General features: G+C 73.9%; 14 protein-coding genes. 8 read left to right on the top strand and 6 right to left on the bottom strand.

What is annotated here, in order from left to right; all coding sequences use genetic code 11:
- Nucleotides 1-82: 82 nt before the first annotated feature.
- On the bottom strand, nt 83-556 hold the full coding sequence (locus FHU30_RS33010) for a hypothetical protein (protein WP_253881231.1): 474 nt from the start codon (nt 554-556) through the stop codon (nt 83-85).
- 169 nt (nt 557-725) lie between these two features.
- Between FHU30_RS33010 and FHU30_RS33005 the strand changes: the two genes are divergently transcribed.
- Nucleotides 726-1,730: a LacI family DNA-binding transcriptional regulator gene (locus FHU30_RS33005; RefSeq protein WP_253881229.1), complete on the top strand. Its 1,005-nt coding sequence runs from the start codon at nt 726-728 to the stop codon at nt 1,728-1,730.
- A gap of 20 nt (nt 1,731-1,750) precedes the next feature.
- On the opposite strand, the gene FHU30_RS33000 is transcribed toward FHU30_RS33005, so the two are convergent.
- From FHU30_RS33000 to FHU30_RS32990, 3 genes are read right to left on the bottom strand one after another with little or no spacing between them, the layout of a single operon-like run.
- Complete coding sequence (locus FHU30_RS33000; protein ID WP_253881227.1) at nt 1,751-2,593, bottom strand: sugar phosphate isomerase/epimerase family protein; 843 nt, start codon at nt 2,591-2,593, stop codon at nt 1,751-1,753.
- Nucleotides 2,590-3,750 carry a dihydrodipicolinate synthase family protein gene (locus FHU30_RS32995; protein ID WP_253881225.1) on the bottom strand — a complete coding sequence of 387 codons (1,161 nt, stop codon included), beginning with the start codon at nt 3,748-3,750 and terminating at the stop codon, nt 2,590-2,592. Before FHU30_RS32995 ends, FHU30_RS33000 begins: the two co-directional genes overlap by 4 nt.
- Entirely contained in the window at nt 3,747-4,919 is a 1,173-nt protein-coding gene (locus FHU30_RS32990) for a Gfo/Idh/MocA family protein (RefSeq protein ID WP_253881223.1), read from the bottom strand. The genes FHU30_RS32995 and FHU30_RS32990 overlap by 4 nt, the downstream gene beginning before the upstream one ends.
- A gap of 116 nt (nt 4,920-5,035) precedes the next feature.
- Between FHU30_RS32990 and FHU30_RS32985 the strand changes: the two genes are divergently transcribed.
- The 6 genes from FHU30_RS32985 to FHU30_RS32960 all read left to right on the top strand — a co-directional run bounded on the left by FHU30_RS32985 (nt 5,036) and on the right by FHU30_RS32960 (nt 10,850).
- A complete protein-coding gene (locus tag FHU30_RS32985) occupies nt 5,036-5,218 on the top strand; it encodes a DUF3099 domain-containing protein (RefSeq protein WP_253881222.1) in 183 nt (60 codons plus the stop codon).
- Between the two features lie 62 nt (nt 5,219-5,280).
- Nucleotides 5,281-5,907, top strand: a complete 627-nt coding sequence (locus FHU30_RS32980; RefSeq protein WP_253881220.1) for a trimeric intracellular cation channel family protein — start codon at nt 5,281-5,283, stop codon at nt 5,905-5,907.
- 146 nt (nt 5,908-6,053) lie between these two features.
- On the top strand, nt 6,054-6,866 hold the full coding sequence (gene fdhD / locus FHU30_RS32975; RefSeq protein WP_253881218.1) for a formate dehydrogenase accessory sulfurtransferase FdhD: 813 nt from the start codon (nt 6,054-6,056) through the stop codon (nt 6,864-6,866).
- An 83-nt stretch (nt 6,867-6,949) separates the two neighbouring features.
- Nucleotides 6,950-7,885: a metal-dependent hydrolase gene (locus FHU30_RS32970; RefSeq protein ID WP_253881216.1), complete on the top strand. Its 936-nt coding sequence runs from the start codon at nt 6,950-6,952 to the stop codon at nt 7,883-7,885.
- A 153-nt stretch (nt 7,886-8,038) separates the two neighbouring features.
- A complete protein-coding gene (locus tag FHU30_RS32965; RefSeq protein ID WP_308211443.1) occupies nt 8,039-9,052 on the top strand; it encodes a M24 family metallopeptidase in 1,014 nt (337 codons plus the stop codon).
- 37 nt (nt 9,053-9,089) lie between these two features.
- A complete protein-coding gene (locus tag FHU30_RS32960; protein ID WP_253881214.1) occupies nt 9,090-10,850 on the top strand; it encodes an SDR family oxidoreductase in 1,761 nt (586 codons plus the stop codon).
- A gap of 30 nt (nt 10,851-10,880) precedes the next feature.
- Here FHU30_RS32960 and FHU30_RS32955 read toward each other — a convergent pair whose 3' ends face one another.
- Entirely contained in the window at nt 10,881-12,194 is a 1,314-nt protein-coding gene (locus tag FHU30_RS32955; RefSeq protein WP_253881212.1) for an NAD(P)/FAD-dependent oxidoreductase, read from the bottom strand.
- 261 nt (nt 12,195-12,455) lie between these two features.
- Between FHU30_RS32955 and FHU30_RS32950 the strand changes: the two genes are divergently transcribed.
- A complete protein-coding gene (locus FHU30_RS32950) occupies nt 12,456-12,890 on the top strand; it encodes a CBS domain-containing protein (RefSeq protein WP_253881211.1) in 435 nt (144 codons plus the stop codon).
- A gap of 187 nt (nt 12,891-13,077) precedes the next feature.
- On the opposite strand, the gene yczR is transcribed toward FHU30_RS32950, so the two are convergent.
- Nucleotides 13,078-14,553: a MocR-like transcription factor YczR gene (gene yczR / locus FHU30_RS32945; RefSeq protein ID WP_253881209.1), complete on the bottom strand. Its 1,476-nt coding sequence runs from the start codon at nt 14,551-14,553 to the stop codon at nt 13,078-13,080.
- Nucleotides 14,554-14,582: the final 29 nt, after the last annotated feature.

The raw sequence follows: 14,582 nt of genomic DNA, 5'->3' as shown, positions 1-14,582 counted from the left end.
ACCCGCTCCCTGTCTCAGGGCCAGGGTGACCCGCCCCGGTACATGCGCGGTATATGCACCAAGGACTAACCGGCGGGACGGGTCAGGTTGCGGGTGCGGAATGGCGGGTGCGGCGAGTGCGTAGGACGAGGATGGCCGTCGCGATCGCGCAGACGGCGTAGGCGGCGAGTCCGGCGTATCCGATCAAGCTCAGTACGCCGCCGGTGACGTCGTAACCGGCGATGAAGCGGTCGTGCGGGCCGAGGGCGTCGCCGAGGCGGAGCAGCCGCGCGAGCGGGACGGCGATCTCGTTCGGGGTGTCGCCGGAATCGGGGAAGGTCCAGGCGAACACCAGCAGCGCGACGTCGGTGAGGGCGAACGCGGCGAGCGCCGGGACGCCGACCCGGCCGCGCGGCAGCGCCAGCGTCGCGACCAGCAGCGGCGCGAGCAGCAGCAGCGGGACGAGCCCGAACGACAGCAGCATCATCACCGCGAGCCCGCCCGGCGCCAGCAGCCGTACGGCCGCCGCGGCGAGCACCACGCAGATCTGGAGCGGCAGCAAGCGGTGTCGGGTCATACCCCCAGGCTCCAGCCTCGGGACGGTTCGGCAGCAGCGCCCGGATACTCAAGGCCGGCGCGCTCGGGTACTCATTCCCCGGCCGCTACCATCGACGCGTGCCCGCACGCCACCGCTGCCCAGACCGTCCGTCCGGTGTCCGGGAACCGGTGATCCGGGGGGTTTCGCGGTGGTGACGCTGGAGGAGGTCGCGCGCCGCGCCGGGGTGTCGCTGGCTACCGCGTCGCGGGTGCTGAACGGCAGCACCCGCAAGGTCGGGGACGCGCTGCGCGAGCGGGTCGAGCGCGCGGCGGCCGAGCTGGGCTACCGGCCGGACGTCACGGCGCAGGCGCTCGCGCGCGGCTCGGCGGACGTGGTCGGGCTGGTCGTGCACTCGCTGACCGACCCCTACTTCGCGGCGCTGGCCGAGGGCGCGATGGCCGCGGCCGAGCGGCGCGGGCTGACCGTGATGATCGGCGCGACGCACCGCGACCCGGCGCGCGAGGTCGCGCTCGTGGCGACGCTGCGGGCCCAGCGCGTCCGGGCGATCGTGCTGGCCGGGTCGCGGACGGCGCGCTCGCGGCCCGGGCTGGCCGCCGAGCTGGAGCTGTTCCGCGCCAGGGGCGGCCGGGTCGCGCTGGTCGGCCAGGAGCTCCCGGGCCTGCCCGCCGTCGCGCCCGCGAACCGGGAGGGCGGGGCGGCGCTCGCCCGCGCGCTCGCCGGCCTCGGGCACCGGCACTTCGCCGTCCTCGGCGGGCCGCCGGACCTGCTGACCGCCCGGCACCGGACGGACGGCTTCACCGGCGCGCTGCGCGACCTCGGCCTGCCCGAGCCGCGCGTCGTGCCCGGCGGGTTCGACCGGGACGGCGGACACGACGCCGCCCGCGCCCTGCTCGACACCGGGCTCGGCGAGGTGACCTGCGTGTTCGCCGTGAACGACGTGATGGCCGTCGGGGCGCTCGCGGCGCTGCGCGAGCGCGGCGTGGCCGTGCCGGACGACCTGTCGCTCGCCGGGTTCGACGACATCGCGCCGCTGCGCGACCACGTCCCGGCTCTGACGACCGTCCGGCTCCCGCTGGACGAGATGGGCGGGCGCGCGGTCGACCTCGCCCTCGGCGGCGGCCCGGACGACGGGTCCGGTGTCGTGGCCGTGCCGGGCGAGGTCGTCCTGCGCGCCAGCGCCCGCCGCCTCTGACGCACCACCGTTCGGCGGGCCTAGAGGTGAGGGGCGATGAGGGTCGCGTAGCGGGTCTTGATCAGGTCCAGGACGAGGTCGGGGTCGCTCGCCCAGACGTCGGCGTTGAAGATCTCGACCTCGACATCGCCGGTGTACCCGGCCGCCGCGACCGCGGACGTGATCGGCGCGAAGTCGATCACGCCGTCGCCCGGGACGCCGCGCGCGAGCAGCACGTCCGCCGGGAGCGGGGACACCTGGTCGCAGACCTGGTAGCTCGCGATCCGGTCGCTCGCGCGGGCGATCTGAACGGCGACGTCCGGGTCCCACCACTGGTGGAAGGTGTCCACGACGACGCCGACCTGCTCGGACGGGTGCCGTTCGGCGAGGTCCAGCGCCTGCTTCAAAGTGGAGATGACGGCCCGGTCGGCGCAGTAGATCGGGTGCAGCGCCTCCAGCGCCAGCCGGACGCCGCGCTCCCCCGCGTACGGGGCCAGGACGTCCAGCGCGTCCGCGACCCGTTGGCGCGCGTCCACGAGATCGCGGGAGAAACCGCCCGGCAGCGGCTGCCCAGGAGTGACGCCGGGCAGGCCCCCGACGACCAGGACGAGGCAGCCGGCGCCCAGCTCGGCGGCCTCGTCGATCGCCGCCTTGTTGTCGTCCAGCCAGGTCTCGCCGGTGAGGAAGCCGCCCCGGCACAGCGACGACACGCGCACGCCCGCGTCCCGGACGAGCTTGACCGTCGCGGCGAGCCCCTGGTCGGCGACGTGCTCGCGCCACAGCCCGATCGAACCGACACCGTGCCGGGCGCAGCCGTCCACTGCCTCGGCGACCGACCAGCGGCGGGTCGTCCACTGGTTCAGCGACAGCCGCCCGGCGCTCATCGCCCGACCCCGCAGGTGGCGAGGAGCGCGCGCATCCGGCCCGCGGCCAGGTCCGGGTCGGGCAGGAGCCGCGCCTGGTCGGCCAGCCGGAACACCTCGGCGAGGTGCACCGCCGAGCGGGCGCTCTGCGCGCCGTTGACCATGGTGAACGCCTCCTGGTGGCCCGCCAGCCAGGCCACCAGGACCAGGCCGGTCTTGTAGTGGTAGGTCGGCGTCTCGAAGATCTTGCGGGCGAGCGGGACGGTCGGCCCGAACGCCTCCTCATAGGTCTCGGTGTCGCCCGCGTCGAGCGCGTGGAGGGCGGTGGTGGCGGCCGGGGCGATCGCGTCGAAGATCCCCAGCAGCGCGTCGCTGCCCCCGGCGATCAGCTCGGGGTAGTTGAAGTCGTCGCCGGTGTAGAGCCGGACACCTTCCGGCAGCGCCTCGCGGAGCGCGACCTCGCGCGCGGCGTCCAGCAGCGACACCTTCACGCCGTCGATCCTGTCCGCGTGCTCGCGGACGAGCGCGAGGAAGCTCCCGGTCGCCTCGTCCAGGTCGGACGATCCCCAGTAGCCCGCCAGGTTCGGGTCGAACATCTCCCCCAGCCAGTGCAGGATGACCGGCCGGTCGGCCTGGCCGAGCAGCGTCCCGTAGACGGAGTGGTAGTCCTCGGGGCCGCGCGCGAGCCGGGCGAGCTGGCGGCTGGCCATCACGATCACACCGGCGCCCGCGTCCCGGACGGTCGCGATCTGCTCGGTGTAGGCGGCGACGACCTCGTCCAGCGATGCGGCGTCCGGCGCGTGGTCGGTGCCCGCGCCGCAGGCCAGCAGCGCGGACGGGTCGCCGAAGTCGCGCGCCTCGGCGGCGCTGCGCCGGATCAGCTCGCGGGTGGCGGGCCAGTCCAGGCCCATGTTGCGCTGCGCGGTGTCCATGGCGTCGGCCACCCGCATCCCGTGCGACCACAGGTGGCGGCGGAAGCGCAGCGTCGCGTCCCAGTCGACGGCCGCCGGACGCCCCGGACCGTTGTCGGCGCGCGGATCGGCGACCACGTGCGCTGCGGCGTAGGCGACACGCGACTGCGGCATCCCGCCCGGGAAGGCCCACTCGGGCGGCTCGTTCATCGTGTATTGCGCGAGACCGCCGTCTGCGGTCGGGAGTGTGACGACCGGGGAGCTCATCGCGCGGCTCCGAGCACGTCTCCAAGCGCGTCTCCGAGCACGATGCGGCGGCCCTCCGCCGAGGAGCGCAGGCCCGCCTCGGCCAGCGCGACGCCGCGCGCGCCCGACGCGAGGTCGTGCGGGAACGGGCCGTCCTCCAGGACATGCCGCAGGAACAGCTCCCACTGCGTCTTGAAGCCGTTGTCGAACTCGGCGTTGTCCGGGACCTCCTGCCACTGGTCGCGGAACGGCTCGGTGGCGGGCAGGTCGGGGTTCCAGACCGGCTTGGGGGTGCCCGCGCGGTGCTGGAACCGGCAGCGGCGCAGGCCCGCGACCGCGCTGCCCTCCGTGCCGTCCACGTGGAACTCCACCAGCTCGTCGCGGAACACCCGGGTCGTCCAGGACGAGTTGATCTGCGCGATGATCCCGCCCTCCAGCTCGAAGATGCCGTAGGCGGCGTCGTCGGCGGTGGCGTCGTACCGGTCGTGCTGCTCGTCCCAGCGGTCCGGGACGTGGGTGACGGCGCGGGCGGTGACCGCCTCGACCCGGCCGAACAGGTTCTCCAGGACGTAGTGCCAGTGCGGGAACATGTCCAGGACGATGCCGCCGCCGTCCGCCGCGCGGTAGTTCCAGCTCGGCCGCTGCGCGTCCTGCCAGTCGCCCTCGAACACCCAGTAGCCGAACTCGCCGCGCACCGACAGGATCCGGCCGAAGAACCCGCCCTCGATCAGCCGCCGCAGCTTCAGCAGGCCGGGCAGGAACAGCTTGTCCTGGACGACGCCGTTCCTCACCCCGGCGGCCTCGGCGGCGGCGGCCAGCACCAGCGCGTCGCCGTAGGTCTCGGCGGTGGGCTTCTCGACGTAGATGTGCTTGCCCGCCTCGATCGCGGCGGTCACGGCGGGCACCCGCGCCGAGGTGACCTGCGCGTCGAAGTAGATCTCGTTGGACGGGTCGGCGAGCGCGGACGCGAGGTCGGTCGTCCAATCCGGGATGTCGTGCCGGGCGGCGAGGTCGGCCAGCTTGCGCTCGCTGCGCCCGACGAGCACCGGGCGCAGCCGCACCCGCTCGCCGTCCGCCAGCGCCAGCCCGCCGCCGGCGTTGATCGCCAGCACCGACCGCACGAGGTGCTGGCGGTACCCCATCCGCCCGGTCACCCCGTTCATCACCACGCCGAGGACGCGTTCGCTCACCCTGGTACTCCCCTGCTCAGACGCTTGGAAAGCGCTTTCCAATGATCCGCGACCCTACTCCCTCCGGCCCGCGCCCGACAATGCCGCGAACCCCGGCCGCGACGTAGCCTGGAGGCATGAGGCGCCGCAAGGTGGCGTACGGGATCATGATGGGCACCTGCCTGACGCTGTTCGTGCTGGCCTGGGCGGTCGTCAGCCGGTTCAGCCCGCCGGTGGCGATCGCGATGTCGGTCGTGGCCATGGTCATCCCGCCGTTCGCCGCGATCGTGGCCAACTGGAACGTCGACCGCCGGGACTGACCCCCGCGCGCGGGCCGCGGCCGCGCGCGGGGCGCGGCCGCGCGGCCTGAGAAGATCACTGCATGAGTGACCTGGGCATCCCGGGCGCGCTCGACCTCGCCGGGATCTTCGTGTTCGCGGTGTCGGGCGCGCTCGCGGCGGTGCAGAAGCGCCTGGACGTGGTCGGCATGGTGGTGCTGGCCGAGATCACCGCGCTCGGCGGCGGCATCCTGCGCGACCTGGTGATCGGCGCGGTGCCGCCCGCCGCGTTCACCAGCGTGAGCTACGTGCTCGTCCCCCTGGTCGCCACGGTGCTGGTGTTCTTCTGGCACCCGCAGGTCACCCGGATCATGCCGGCGGTGATGCTGTTCGACGCGGCCGGGCTCGGGCTGTTCTGCGTCACCGGCGCGATCAAGGCGCTGGACTTCCGGCTGTCCCCGCTGCACGCGGTGCTGCTCGGCGTGATCACGGCGGTCGGCGGCGGCATCCTGCGCGACATGCTGAGCGGCCAGATCCCCTCGGTGCTCTACGACCGGCAGCTGTACGCGCTGCCCGCCCTGGTCGGCGCGACCGTCGCGACGCTGCTGTGGCACGAGGGCCTGCACGGCGTGGCGGTCTCCGCGGGCTCGGCGCTGCTGGCGTTCGGCCTGCGCGTCGCCGCGATGCGCTGGGGCTGGCGGACGCCCCGGGCCCGCGGCGTCCGCGACTGATCGCCCGCGCGGCGTCCGCGACCGGTCGAGCGCGCGGCATCCGCGGCCGGTCGAGCTCACAGCGTCCGCGACTGAAACGTCCGAAGGCCGTCAGAGAACGGTCCGGCATGCCGGACGCAGGGCGGCGGAGGGAGTAGTTTCGGGGCATGGGGCGGATCACGGTGCGCAGGCCGGTGGAGCGGCTGGCGGTGGGCGGCGCGCGGAACCGGCGGGCCGACACGCTCGCCGTCGAGGAGCCGCTGGAGATCCGGGTGGCGGGCACGCCGCTGACGATCACGATGCGGACGCCCGGCGACGACTTCGACCTGGTGGCGGGGTTCCTGTCGGCCGAGGGGATCGTCCGCTCGGCCGAGGACATCGCGGCCATGCGGTACTGCGCCGACACCCACGAGCAGAACAACCTGGACGTCGTGCTCGCCCCGGGCGTCCGCCCGCCGGACGAGTCGCTCGTGCGCGCGTTCGCCACGACCAGCGCGTGCGGGGTCTGCGGCAAGTCGAGCATCGAGGCGCTGCGGGCCGAGCAGCGCTACGACGTGGCGTCCGACCCGCTCGAACTGGACGCCGGGGTACTGGCCGAGATGCCGGAGTCGCTGCGCGCGGCGCAGCGGGTGTTCGACCGGACCGGCGGCCTGCACGCGGCCGGGCTGTTCGACGGGTCCGGCAAGCTGCTCGCGCTGCGCGAGGACGTCGGACGACACAACGCGGTCGACAAGGTCGTCGGCTGGGCGCTGCGCGACGGCCGCCTGCCCCTGACGGGGACCGTGCTGATGGTGAGCGGGCGGGCCTCGTTCGAGCTGACCCAGAAGGCGATGAGCGCGGGGATCCCGGTGCTGGCGGCGGTGTCGGCGCCGTCCTCGCTGGCGGTGGAGCTGGCCGAGGACGCGGGGATGACCCTGGTCGGCTTCCTTCGCGGCGAGACCATGAATATCTACAGTCGTGGCACCCGAATTCGCGCGTGAAGTGACTACTCACCGGTAAGTCACTTCTGTAGCCTTGCTCCCCATCCCACCTGTGCGGAAGTGGCGGAAGTGAAGGAGCGGCCATGACCGGGTCCCTGACACCCCCGGGGGCGGAGTTCAAGATCGACGAGCGCCACCCCCCGATCCGCCCGCGCCGGGTGGCCTTCGACTGGTCGTCCACGCCGCTGCACTGGATCCCCGGCGACCCGGTCGCCACGCACATGATCAACTCGTTCCACATCGTCCTGCCCGAGGGCGAGAAGTGGTTCATCCAGGCGGTCAAGGACGCCCGGCCCTACCTGCGCGACGAGAAGCTGCTGGAGGAGATCCGCGGCTTCATCGGCCAGGAGATGGTGCACGCGCGCTCGCACCAGGGCGTGCTGGACCAGATCCTGGAGGCCAACGGGATCGACACCGCCAAGATCACCGACCAGATGGCCGCGGGCAACGCGCAGCGCCCGGCCGACATGGAGAAGCTCAAGGCCAAGTCGCCGCGCAAGTGGCGGCGGCGGCTCCGGTTCGAGCTGGCCGCGGTCTCCTCGATCGAGCACTACACCGCCGTGCTCGGCCAGTGGATCATGGACAACCACCGGCTGGACGAGGCGGGCGTCGACCCGACCATGCTGGACCTGCTGCGCTGGCACGGCGCCGAGGAGGTCGAGCACCGGTCGGTGGTGTTCGACACCTACAAGGCGATGGGCGGCCGCTACCCGATGCGGGTGGCCGCGTGGGTCGTGTCCCTGTTCTTCCTGTACTGGGCGCTCATCGGCGGCTCGCTGTACCTGCTGCGGCAGGACCCGACCATCCGCGGCAAGGTCACGCTGCCGCGGGCGTACTTCGCCTACCGCCGCTCGGTGCGCAAGGGCCATATTCCGGGCATCTTCAAGCTGCTGCTCGGCGAGGCCCCGGTCTACCTGCGCCCGTCCCACCACCCGTCGCAGGTCTGCTCGACGCCGCACGCGCTCGAATACCTGATGAACTCCCCCGCCGCGAAGGCCGGCGGCTACACGCCCTACTAGAACCGACCGGCTACTAGAACCGACCGGAACCGGGCGGCTCCCACCGGTTCCCACTGGCTCCCACCGGTTCACCCCGAGGACACCCGGCGGCGTGGCGTGCGTCACGGCGCGGCCGCCTTGACCGGCCCCCCGTGCGCGCGGTTAATTAACACTGTGTCCAATAATGTCGCGCTCGCCCGCACCGGCAACGCCGCGGAGCTTGAGCGTTTCCGCGAGGTCCAGCGGCTGTGCTACGAGTGCGCCGACGCGGTGGCGGCCACCCTCGAACCCGGCGTCACCGAACGCGAGGCCTGCCGCCGGATGCGGCGCTGGCTGCGCGACCGCGGCGTGGACGACTGGCTGCACACCCCGTTCGCCTGGTTCGGCGACCGCACCGCCTTCCAGGGGTTCAAGGTGCCCACCCAGTTCCTGCCGAGCGGCAAGAGGCTGGAAGAGGGGATGCCGTACATCCTCGACATGGCCCCGGTGCGGGAGGGGTTCTCCGCCGACATCGGGTACGGCGGCGTGCTCGGCGAGAACCGGATCTGGCAGCAGCTCGACACCGACCTCGCCGCCTACCGCACGCTCATCCTGGACCTCGTCCGCGAACGGCGCGCCTTCGCCGACATCTATGCCGAGGTGGACGCGCTGATCGACCGGCAGGGCTACCAGAACCGGCACAAGAAGTACCCCGGACGCGTCATCGGCCACCAGGTCGGCATCATCGGCGGGCCGCTGCCCAAGGGCGTCGGCTTCCCGTTCGGCGTCCGGTTCCTGCAGACCATCGGCCGCGAGCTGGTCAAAGAGCGGCTGGAGGGGCGCTCGCCGCTGTGGAACGGCGCCAGGCAGTCCCAGCACCCGCCGACACCGGGCCTCTGGGCGGTCGAGCCGCACATCGGGTTCCGGGGCGTCGGGGTCAAGTTCGAGGAGCTCCTCGTGGTCACCGAGGACGACGCGTACTGGCTCGACGACGACCTCCCCCACGTCCACCGCTGGGCCGCCCGCGAGACCGCGCAAGCGGCGGGCGGGGCCGCGCAAGCGGCGGGCGGGGCCGCGCAAGCGGCGGGCGGGGCCGCGCAAGCGGCGGGCGGGGCCGCGCAAGCGGCGGGCGGGGCCGCGCAAGCGGCGGGCGGGGCCGCGCAAGCGGCGGGCGGGGCCGCGCAAGCGGCGGGCGAGTCCGCCGAATGAGCACGCACGACCGCCGAACGAGCAAGGAAGCCGCCGAATGAGCACCGAAATCCGCCGCCGCCGGGTCCGCGGGGACGGCGTGGACCTGGCCGTCTACGAGCAGGGCGAGGCGGGGCGGCCGACCGTCCTGCTGATGCACGGGTACCCCGACACGCACGCGGTCTGGGACGAGGTGGCCGAGCGGCTCGCCGAGCGGTACCACGTCGTCCGGTACGACGTGCGCGGCGCGGGCGCGTCGTCGCGGCCGTTCGGCAAGCGCAACTACGCCTTCTCCTACCTGATGGCCGACATGCGGGCCGTGCTGGACGCGACCGCGCCGGACCGCAAGGTGCACCTGGTCGGGCACGACTGGGGGTCGATCCAGGCGTGGGAGGCCGCCTGCACGATGCCCGAGCGGTTCGCGTCGTTCACGTCCATTTCTGGGCCGTGCCTGGACCACGTCGCGCACTGGACGCGCCGCAACCTACGCCGTCCGACGCCGCGCAACGTCCGCTACGGGCTGGGGCAGGCCGTCCGGTCCTGGTACATCTACTTCTTCCAGACGCCGCTGCTGCCGGAGATCGTGTGGCGCGCGGGCATGGGCGGGCCGTTCGCCAAGGCCCTCGAACTCGGCGAGGGCGTCGCGCCCCGCGACGGGCACCCGGCGCGCACGCTGCCGCGCGACGGCGCCGCCGGGGTCGGCCTCTACAGGGCGAACATGCTGCGCCGGATGCGCAGCCCGCTCCCCCGCCGCACCGACGTCCCGACGCAGGTGATCATCCCGACGAAGGACCTGTTCGTCTCGCCGCACCTGGTCGGCGGGCTCGGCGAGCGCGTCCCGAACCTGTCGCTGCGGACGATCCCGGCGGGCCACTGGGTGGTGCGCAGCCACCCGGACGTCATCGCGCGCTGGATCGGCGAGCACATCACCGCCGAGACCGGCGGCGCGCTCACCGAGAGCGAGGCCCGCGAGCTGCGCCGCGCGAAGGTGACCCCGGACCGCCGCCCTTTTGAGGGTTCGCTGGTCGTGGTGACCGGCGCGGGCAGCGGCATCGGCCGGGCCACCGCGCTGGCGTTCGCCGAGCGCGGCGCCGAGGTCGTCGCCGCCGACCTGGACCTGGCCTCCGCGCAGCGCACCGCCGAGCTGGCGCACCTACTCGGCCCGGCCGCGCACGCCCTCCAGGTGGACGTCGCGGACGCCGCCGCGATGGAGGACTTCGCCAAGACCGTCCTGCACGGCCACGGCGTCCCGGACGTGGTGGTCAACAACGCCGGGATCGGCATGGCGGGCGGGTTCCTCGACCACACGCCCGACGACTGGAAGCGCGTCCTGGACGTCAACCTGTGGGGCGTGGTGCACGGCTCGCGGCTGTTCGCGGCGCAGATGGCCGAGCGCGGGCAGGGCGGCCACATCGTCAACACGGCCTCGGCGGCGGCGTTCACGCCGTCCCGGACGCTGCCCGCCTACGCCACCAGCAAGGCGGCGGTGCTGATGCTCAGCGAGTGCCTGCGCGCCGAACTGGCGGGCCAGGGCATCGGCGTCACCGCGATCTGCCCCGGCGTGGTGAACACCAACATCACCAAGACCTCGCAGTTCGTCGGACGCAGCGCCGCCCAGCAGGAGAACGACCGCAAGCGCGCGTCCCGCGCCTACGCCCTCCGCAACTACGGGCCGGACAAGGTCGCCGAGCAGGTCGTCCGGGCCGTGCTGCGGGACCGCGCGGTCGTCCCGGTGACGCCCGAGGCGCACGCGAGCCGGCTGCTGTCCCGGGTGTCCCCGGCCGCGATGCGCCTGCTCGCCCGCCTCGACCTCGGCTAGCCGGCTCCGGCTCCGCGGCGGGACCGGCGGTCAGGCCGGGGTGGCGACGGTGTGGTCGAGGTCGACGGCGGCGCCGGTGCGCGTGTCCAGGAAGCCCAGGCGGATCAGGTCGTCGCCGGCGGCGGCGTGCAGGCTCCAGTTGCCGAGCACGCGGGCCTTCGCCCGGTAGCCCGGCACAGTGGACAGGTGGTAGGCGCGCGTGACGGCCTGCGCCACGGGCCCGGTGAGGCTGACACCGACCGGGCGGGCGACCGCCTGCGCGCCGCCGAGGTCCACGACCATGCCGAGGTCGCGGTGCCGGTACAGCCGCGGCTGGCGGCCGCGCAGCGCCGCCGCGACGTTGGCGGCGGCGACCTTGGCCTGCCGGGTGGCGTGCTGGGCGGTCGGCGGGCAGATCGCGCCGCCGCCCTTGGCCAGGTCCGGGACGGCGGCGGCGTCGCCGAGCGCGATCACCTCCGGGAACCCGGCCAGCCGCAGGTCGGCGCCGACCACCAGGCGGCCCTTCTGCGTCGGCGCGTCCAGGGTGCTGACGACCGGGGACGGCTTCACGCCGGCCGTCCAGATCAGGGTGCGGCACGGCAGCGTCCGGCCGTCGGTCAGCCGCGCCGAGTGCGGGCCGAGCCGCTCGATGCTGACGCCGAGCCGGACGTCCACGCCGCGGCGGCGCAGCGTGCGCATCGCCACGTCGCCGAGCCGCTCGCCCAGCTCGGGCAGCAGCTTGGGCGCGACGTCCAGCAGCGTCCACGACAGCATCGCCGGGTCGAGCCGCGGGAAGCGCTTGAGCGCCTTGTAGGTGAGCAGCTGCAGGTTCGCGGTGGTCTCCACGCCGGAGTAGCCGCCGCCGACCACGATGAAGCCCATCCGCGCGGCGCGCTCCTCCGGATCGTGCGTGGCGGCCGCCAGCTCCAGCTGCGCGATCACGTGGTCGCGCAGGTAGACGGCCTCGGCGAGGTTCTTCATCCCGTGCCCGTGCTCCTTCAGGCCGGGGATGTCGAAGGTGCGGGTGACGCTGCCCGGGCAGAGCACCAGCCGGTCGTAGCGCAGCGTGGTCCGCTCGCCGCTGATCATGTTCACCGCGACCGTGCGCTCGCGCAGGTCGACCCCGGCGGCGGTGCCGGGGACGATCCGGGTGCGGTGCAGCAGCCGGTGCAGCGGCCCGGCGATCGACCGCGGGTCCAGGGTGCCGGACGCGACCTCGGGCAGCAGCGGCTGGTAGAGCGTGTAGCCGAACGGCGCGACGAGCGAGATCGCCGCCTCCCCGGGGCGCAGCGTCCGCTCCAGGCGGCGCGCGGTGCCGTACCCGGCGAACCCGGCGCCCACGATGACGATGCGGGGAACGCTCACGCTGACTCCCTTCCCCTCGGACGGTCCGACGCGGCGCGCCCGGCCTCACGACGCAGCGCACCTGATCACATACTGTAGGTAACCGCTAGGGAAGAGGATTACACCGGGTGGGCGTCCACGTCTTCGTCCGGATCCGCGACATTTGTGGTTGATCGAGCGCGAGCCTTTGCCGTCGAGGGGTTTTCTCGGCGCGCCGGGCATGCGACCTTGGCTAGAAGCCCCCTCACCGCAACCCTGCACCGAACCCCCGGAGCGTGTGAGATGCGCATTCGCGACATCCTGCGAAGGAAAGGCAGCACGGTGGCCACCGTCAGGCCGGACGCCACCGTGCGCGAGCTGCTGGCCGCGCTGGCCGAGCACAACATCGGCGCGGTCGTCGTGTCACCGGACGGCGCCGCCATCGCCGGCATCGCCTCCGAGCGCGACGTCGTCCGCCGCCTGCACCGCCACGGCGCGGACCTGCTGGACCGGCCGGTCTCGGAGATCATGACCGCGGAGGTGCGCACCGCGGCGCCCGACGCCGCCGTGGAGGACCTGCGCCGCACCATGACCGAGCACCACATCCGGCACGTCCCGGTGCTGGAGGACGGCCGGCTCATCGGCATCGTCAGCATCGGCGACGTCGTCAAGAGCTCGATCGACGAGCTGGAAAGCGAGCGCGAACACCTGGTGGGCTACATCCAGCGCGCTCCGTAGAACGCAGTCTCGGCCCACTTCGCTCGCCTAGCGGCTCGCTACGTGACCGTGCCTGGGCGAACGCGGCATCGCTTCGCGATCAACCCGGCTTCGCTCGCCTTCGGCTTCGCTCCGCCGGGTTGGTAACGCGTTCGCGCGCGTGGCCAGGGCCGCCGAAACAGATTCATGGCGCAAATCGGCTGTCGGGTCAGACCAATACGCGGACGGGGCGGGCGGGTGGGGCCTCTTGGAGGTCCTCGCGGGCCAGCGCGAGGCGCGCCACGGCCTCCCGCAGCGTCGCGGGGGGCAGCACGAACGGCAGCCGCAACCGGTCCTCCAGCACGCCGTCCGCGCCGAACACCGGCCCGGCGACCACACGGACGCCGCGCCGGGCGGCCAGCTCGGCCAGCCGCGCCGCGACCGGCGCGCCGACGCTCACCCACAACGACATACCGCCCGGCGGCATCCGGAACGTCCAGTCGGGAAGGTGCTCGTGCAGCGCGGCGGCCAGCGCGTCCCGGCCGGCGGTCAGCACGGCGATCCGCTCGGCGCGGACCTCGCCCGCGCGCAGCAGCAGCTCCCGGACGATCACCTGGTCCAGCACCGGGCTCGCCATGTCCATCGACTCGCGGGCCAGCGCGATCCGCCGCGCGACCGGCGCGCTCGCCCGGATCCAGCCGATCCGCAGCCCGCCCCACATCAGCTTGGACACCGAGCCGATGCTGATCACTCTCCCGTCCCGGTCGTGCGCGGCGACCGGGACGGGCTCGGGCGCCGCCGGGTCGAGCGCGAGGCCCGCGAACGTCTCGTCCACGACCAGCAGCGCGTCGGCCGAGCGCGCGGCGGCGACCAGCGCGGCGCGGTCCTCGTCGCCCATCAGGTGGCCGGTCGGGTTCTGGAAGTCGGGGATCAGGTAGCCGAGCCGGACGGCCGCCTGCCGCATCGCGCCCCCGACCAGCTCGATGTCCCAGCCCGCGCCGACCCCCACCGGGACGAGCCGGGCGCCCCGGCGGCGCAGCGCGTCCAGCGCGTTCGGGTAGGTGGGCCGCTCGACCAGCACGCCGTCGCCCGGTGTCAGGTACATCTCCGCCACCACGCCGAGCGCGTGCTGCGCGCCGTTGGTGACGATGATCTGGTCGGCGTGGGTGGGCACGCCGCGCGCCGCGTACCCGGCGGCGATCATCTCGCGCAGCTCGGGCAGCCCGGCCGGTTCGTAGCCGGGGCCGCCGTAGTGCCGGGGCAGCGCGGCCACGGCCGCCTCCACCGCCTCGTGGAAGACCGCCGGGACGGCCGGGGCGGCGCAGCCGAGGTCGATGAACCCCGCCTCGGCGTCCGGCGCGTGCGCCATCCCGTACCGCGGGACGACCCCGCCGGACGCGCCGGGCGTGGGCAGCGCGGTCGAGCCGTCGCCGGGCAGGGTCGTCCAGCTGCCCGCGCCCTGCCTGCTCTCCACGTAGCCCTCGGCGCGCAGCCGGTCGTAGGCGGCGGTCACGGTGGTGCGGCTGACGCCGAGCGCCGAGGCCAGGTCGCGCTCGGCGGGCAGCCGGGTGCGCAGCGCGAGCCGCCCGTCCTGGACGAGCCCGCGGACGGCCCCCGCGAGCCCCGCATAGAGGGGCCGCTCGCGCGGCACCTCGCCGAGCAGGCGGGCCAGTTGCAGTCCACTCACGTACCGCGTGCCGTTCATGAAGGCCACTTTTCCACATTGGACCTATA

The organism is Actinomadura rupiterrae (genome assembly GCF_024172125.1).
In the GTDB taxonomy this organism is placed as follows: Bacteria; Actinomycetota; Actinomycetes; order Streptosporangiales; family Streptosporangiaceae; genus Spirillospora; species Spirillospora rupiterrae.
Note: the sequence above shows the minus strand (reverse complement) of the source record. Positions and strands in the feature narration are given on the sequence as shown.

What these genes read in the sequence shown, in the direction of transcription:
- FHU30_RS33010 (WP_253881231.1), bottom strand. Translation starts at nt 556, where the DNA reads ATGACCCGACACCGCTTGCTGCCGCTCCAGATCTGCGTGGTGCTCGCC.
- FHU30_RS33000 (WP_253881227.1), bottom strand. Translation starts at nt 2,593, where the DNA reads ATGAGCGCCGGGCGGCTGTCGCTGAACCAGTGGACGACCCGCCGCTGG.
- FHU30_RS32995 (WP_253881225.1), bottom strand. Translation starts at nt 3,750, where the DNA reads ATGAGCTCCCCGGTCGTCACACTCCCGACCGCAGACGGCGGTCTCGCG.
- FHU30_RS32985 (WP_253881222.1), top strand. Translation starts at nt 5,036, where the DNA reads ATGAGGCGCCGCAAGGTGGCGTACGGGATCATGATGGGCACCTGCCTG.
- FHU30_RS32980 (WP_253881220.1), top strand. Translation starts at nt 5,281, where the DNA reads ATGAGTGACCTGGGCATCCCGGGCGCGCTCGACCTCGCCGGGATCTTC.
- fdhD (WP_253881218.1), top strand. Translation starts at nt 6,054, where the DNA reads ATGGGGCGGATCACGGTGCGCAGGCCGGTGGAGCGGCTGGCGGTGGGC.
- FHU30_RS32970 (WP_253881216.1), top strand. Translation starts at nt 6,950, where the DNA reads ATGACCGGGTCCCTGACACCCCCGGGGGCGGAGTTCAAGATCGACGAG.
- FHU30_RS32960 (WP_253881214.1), top strand. Translation starts at nt 9,090, where the DNA reads ATGAGCACCGAAATCCGCCGCCGCCGGGTCCGCGGGGACGGCGTGGAC.
- FHU30_RS32950 (WP_253881211.1), top strand. Translation starts at nt 12,456, where the DNA reads ATGCGCATTCGCGACATCCTGCGAAGGAAAGGCAGCACGGTGGCCACC.
- yczR (WP_253881209.1), bottom strand. Translation starts at nt 14,553, where the DNA reads ATGAACGGCACGCGGTACGTGAGTGGACTGCAACTGGCCCGCCTGCTC.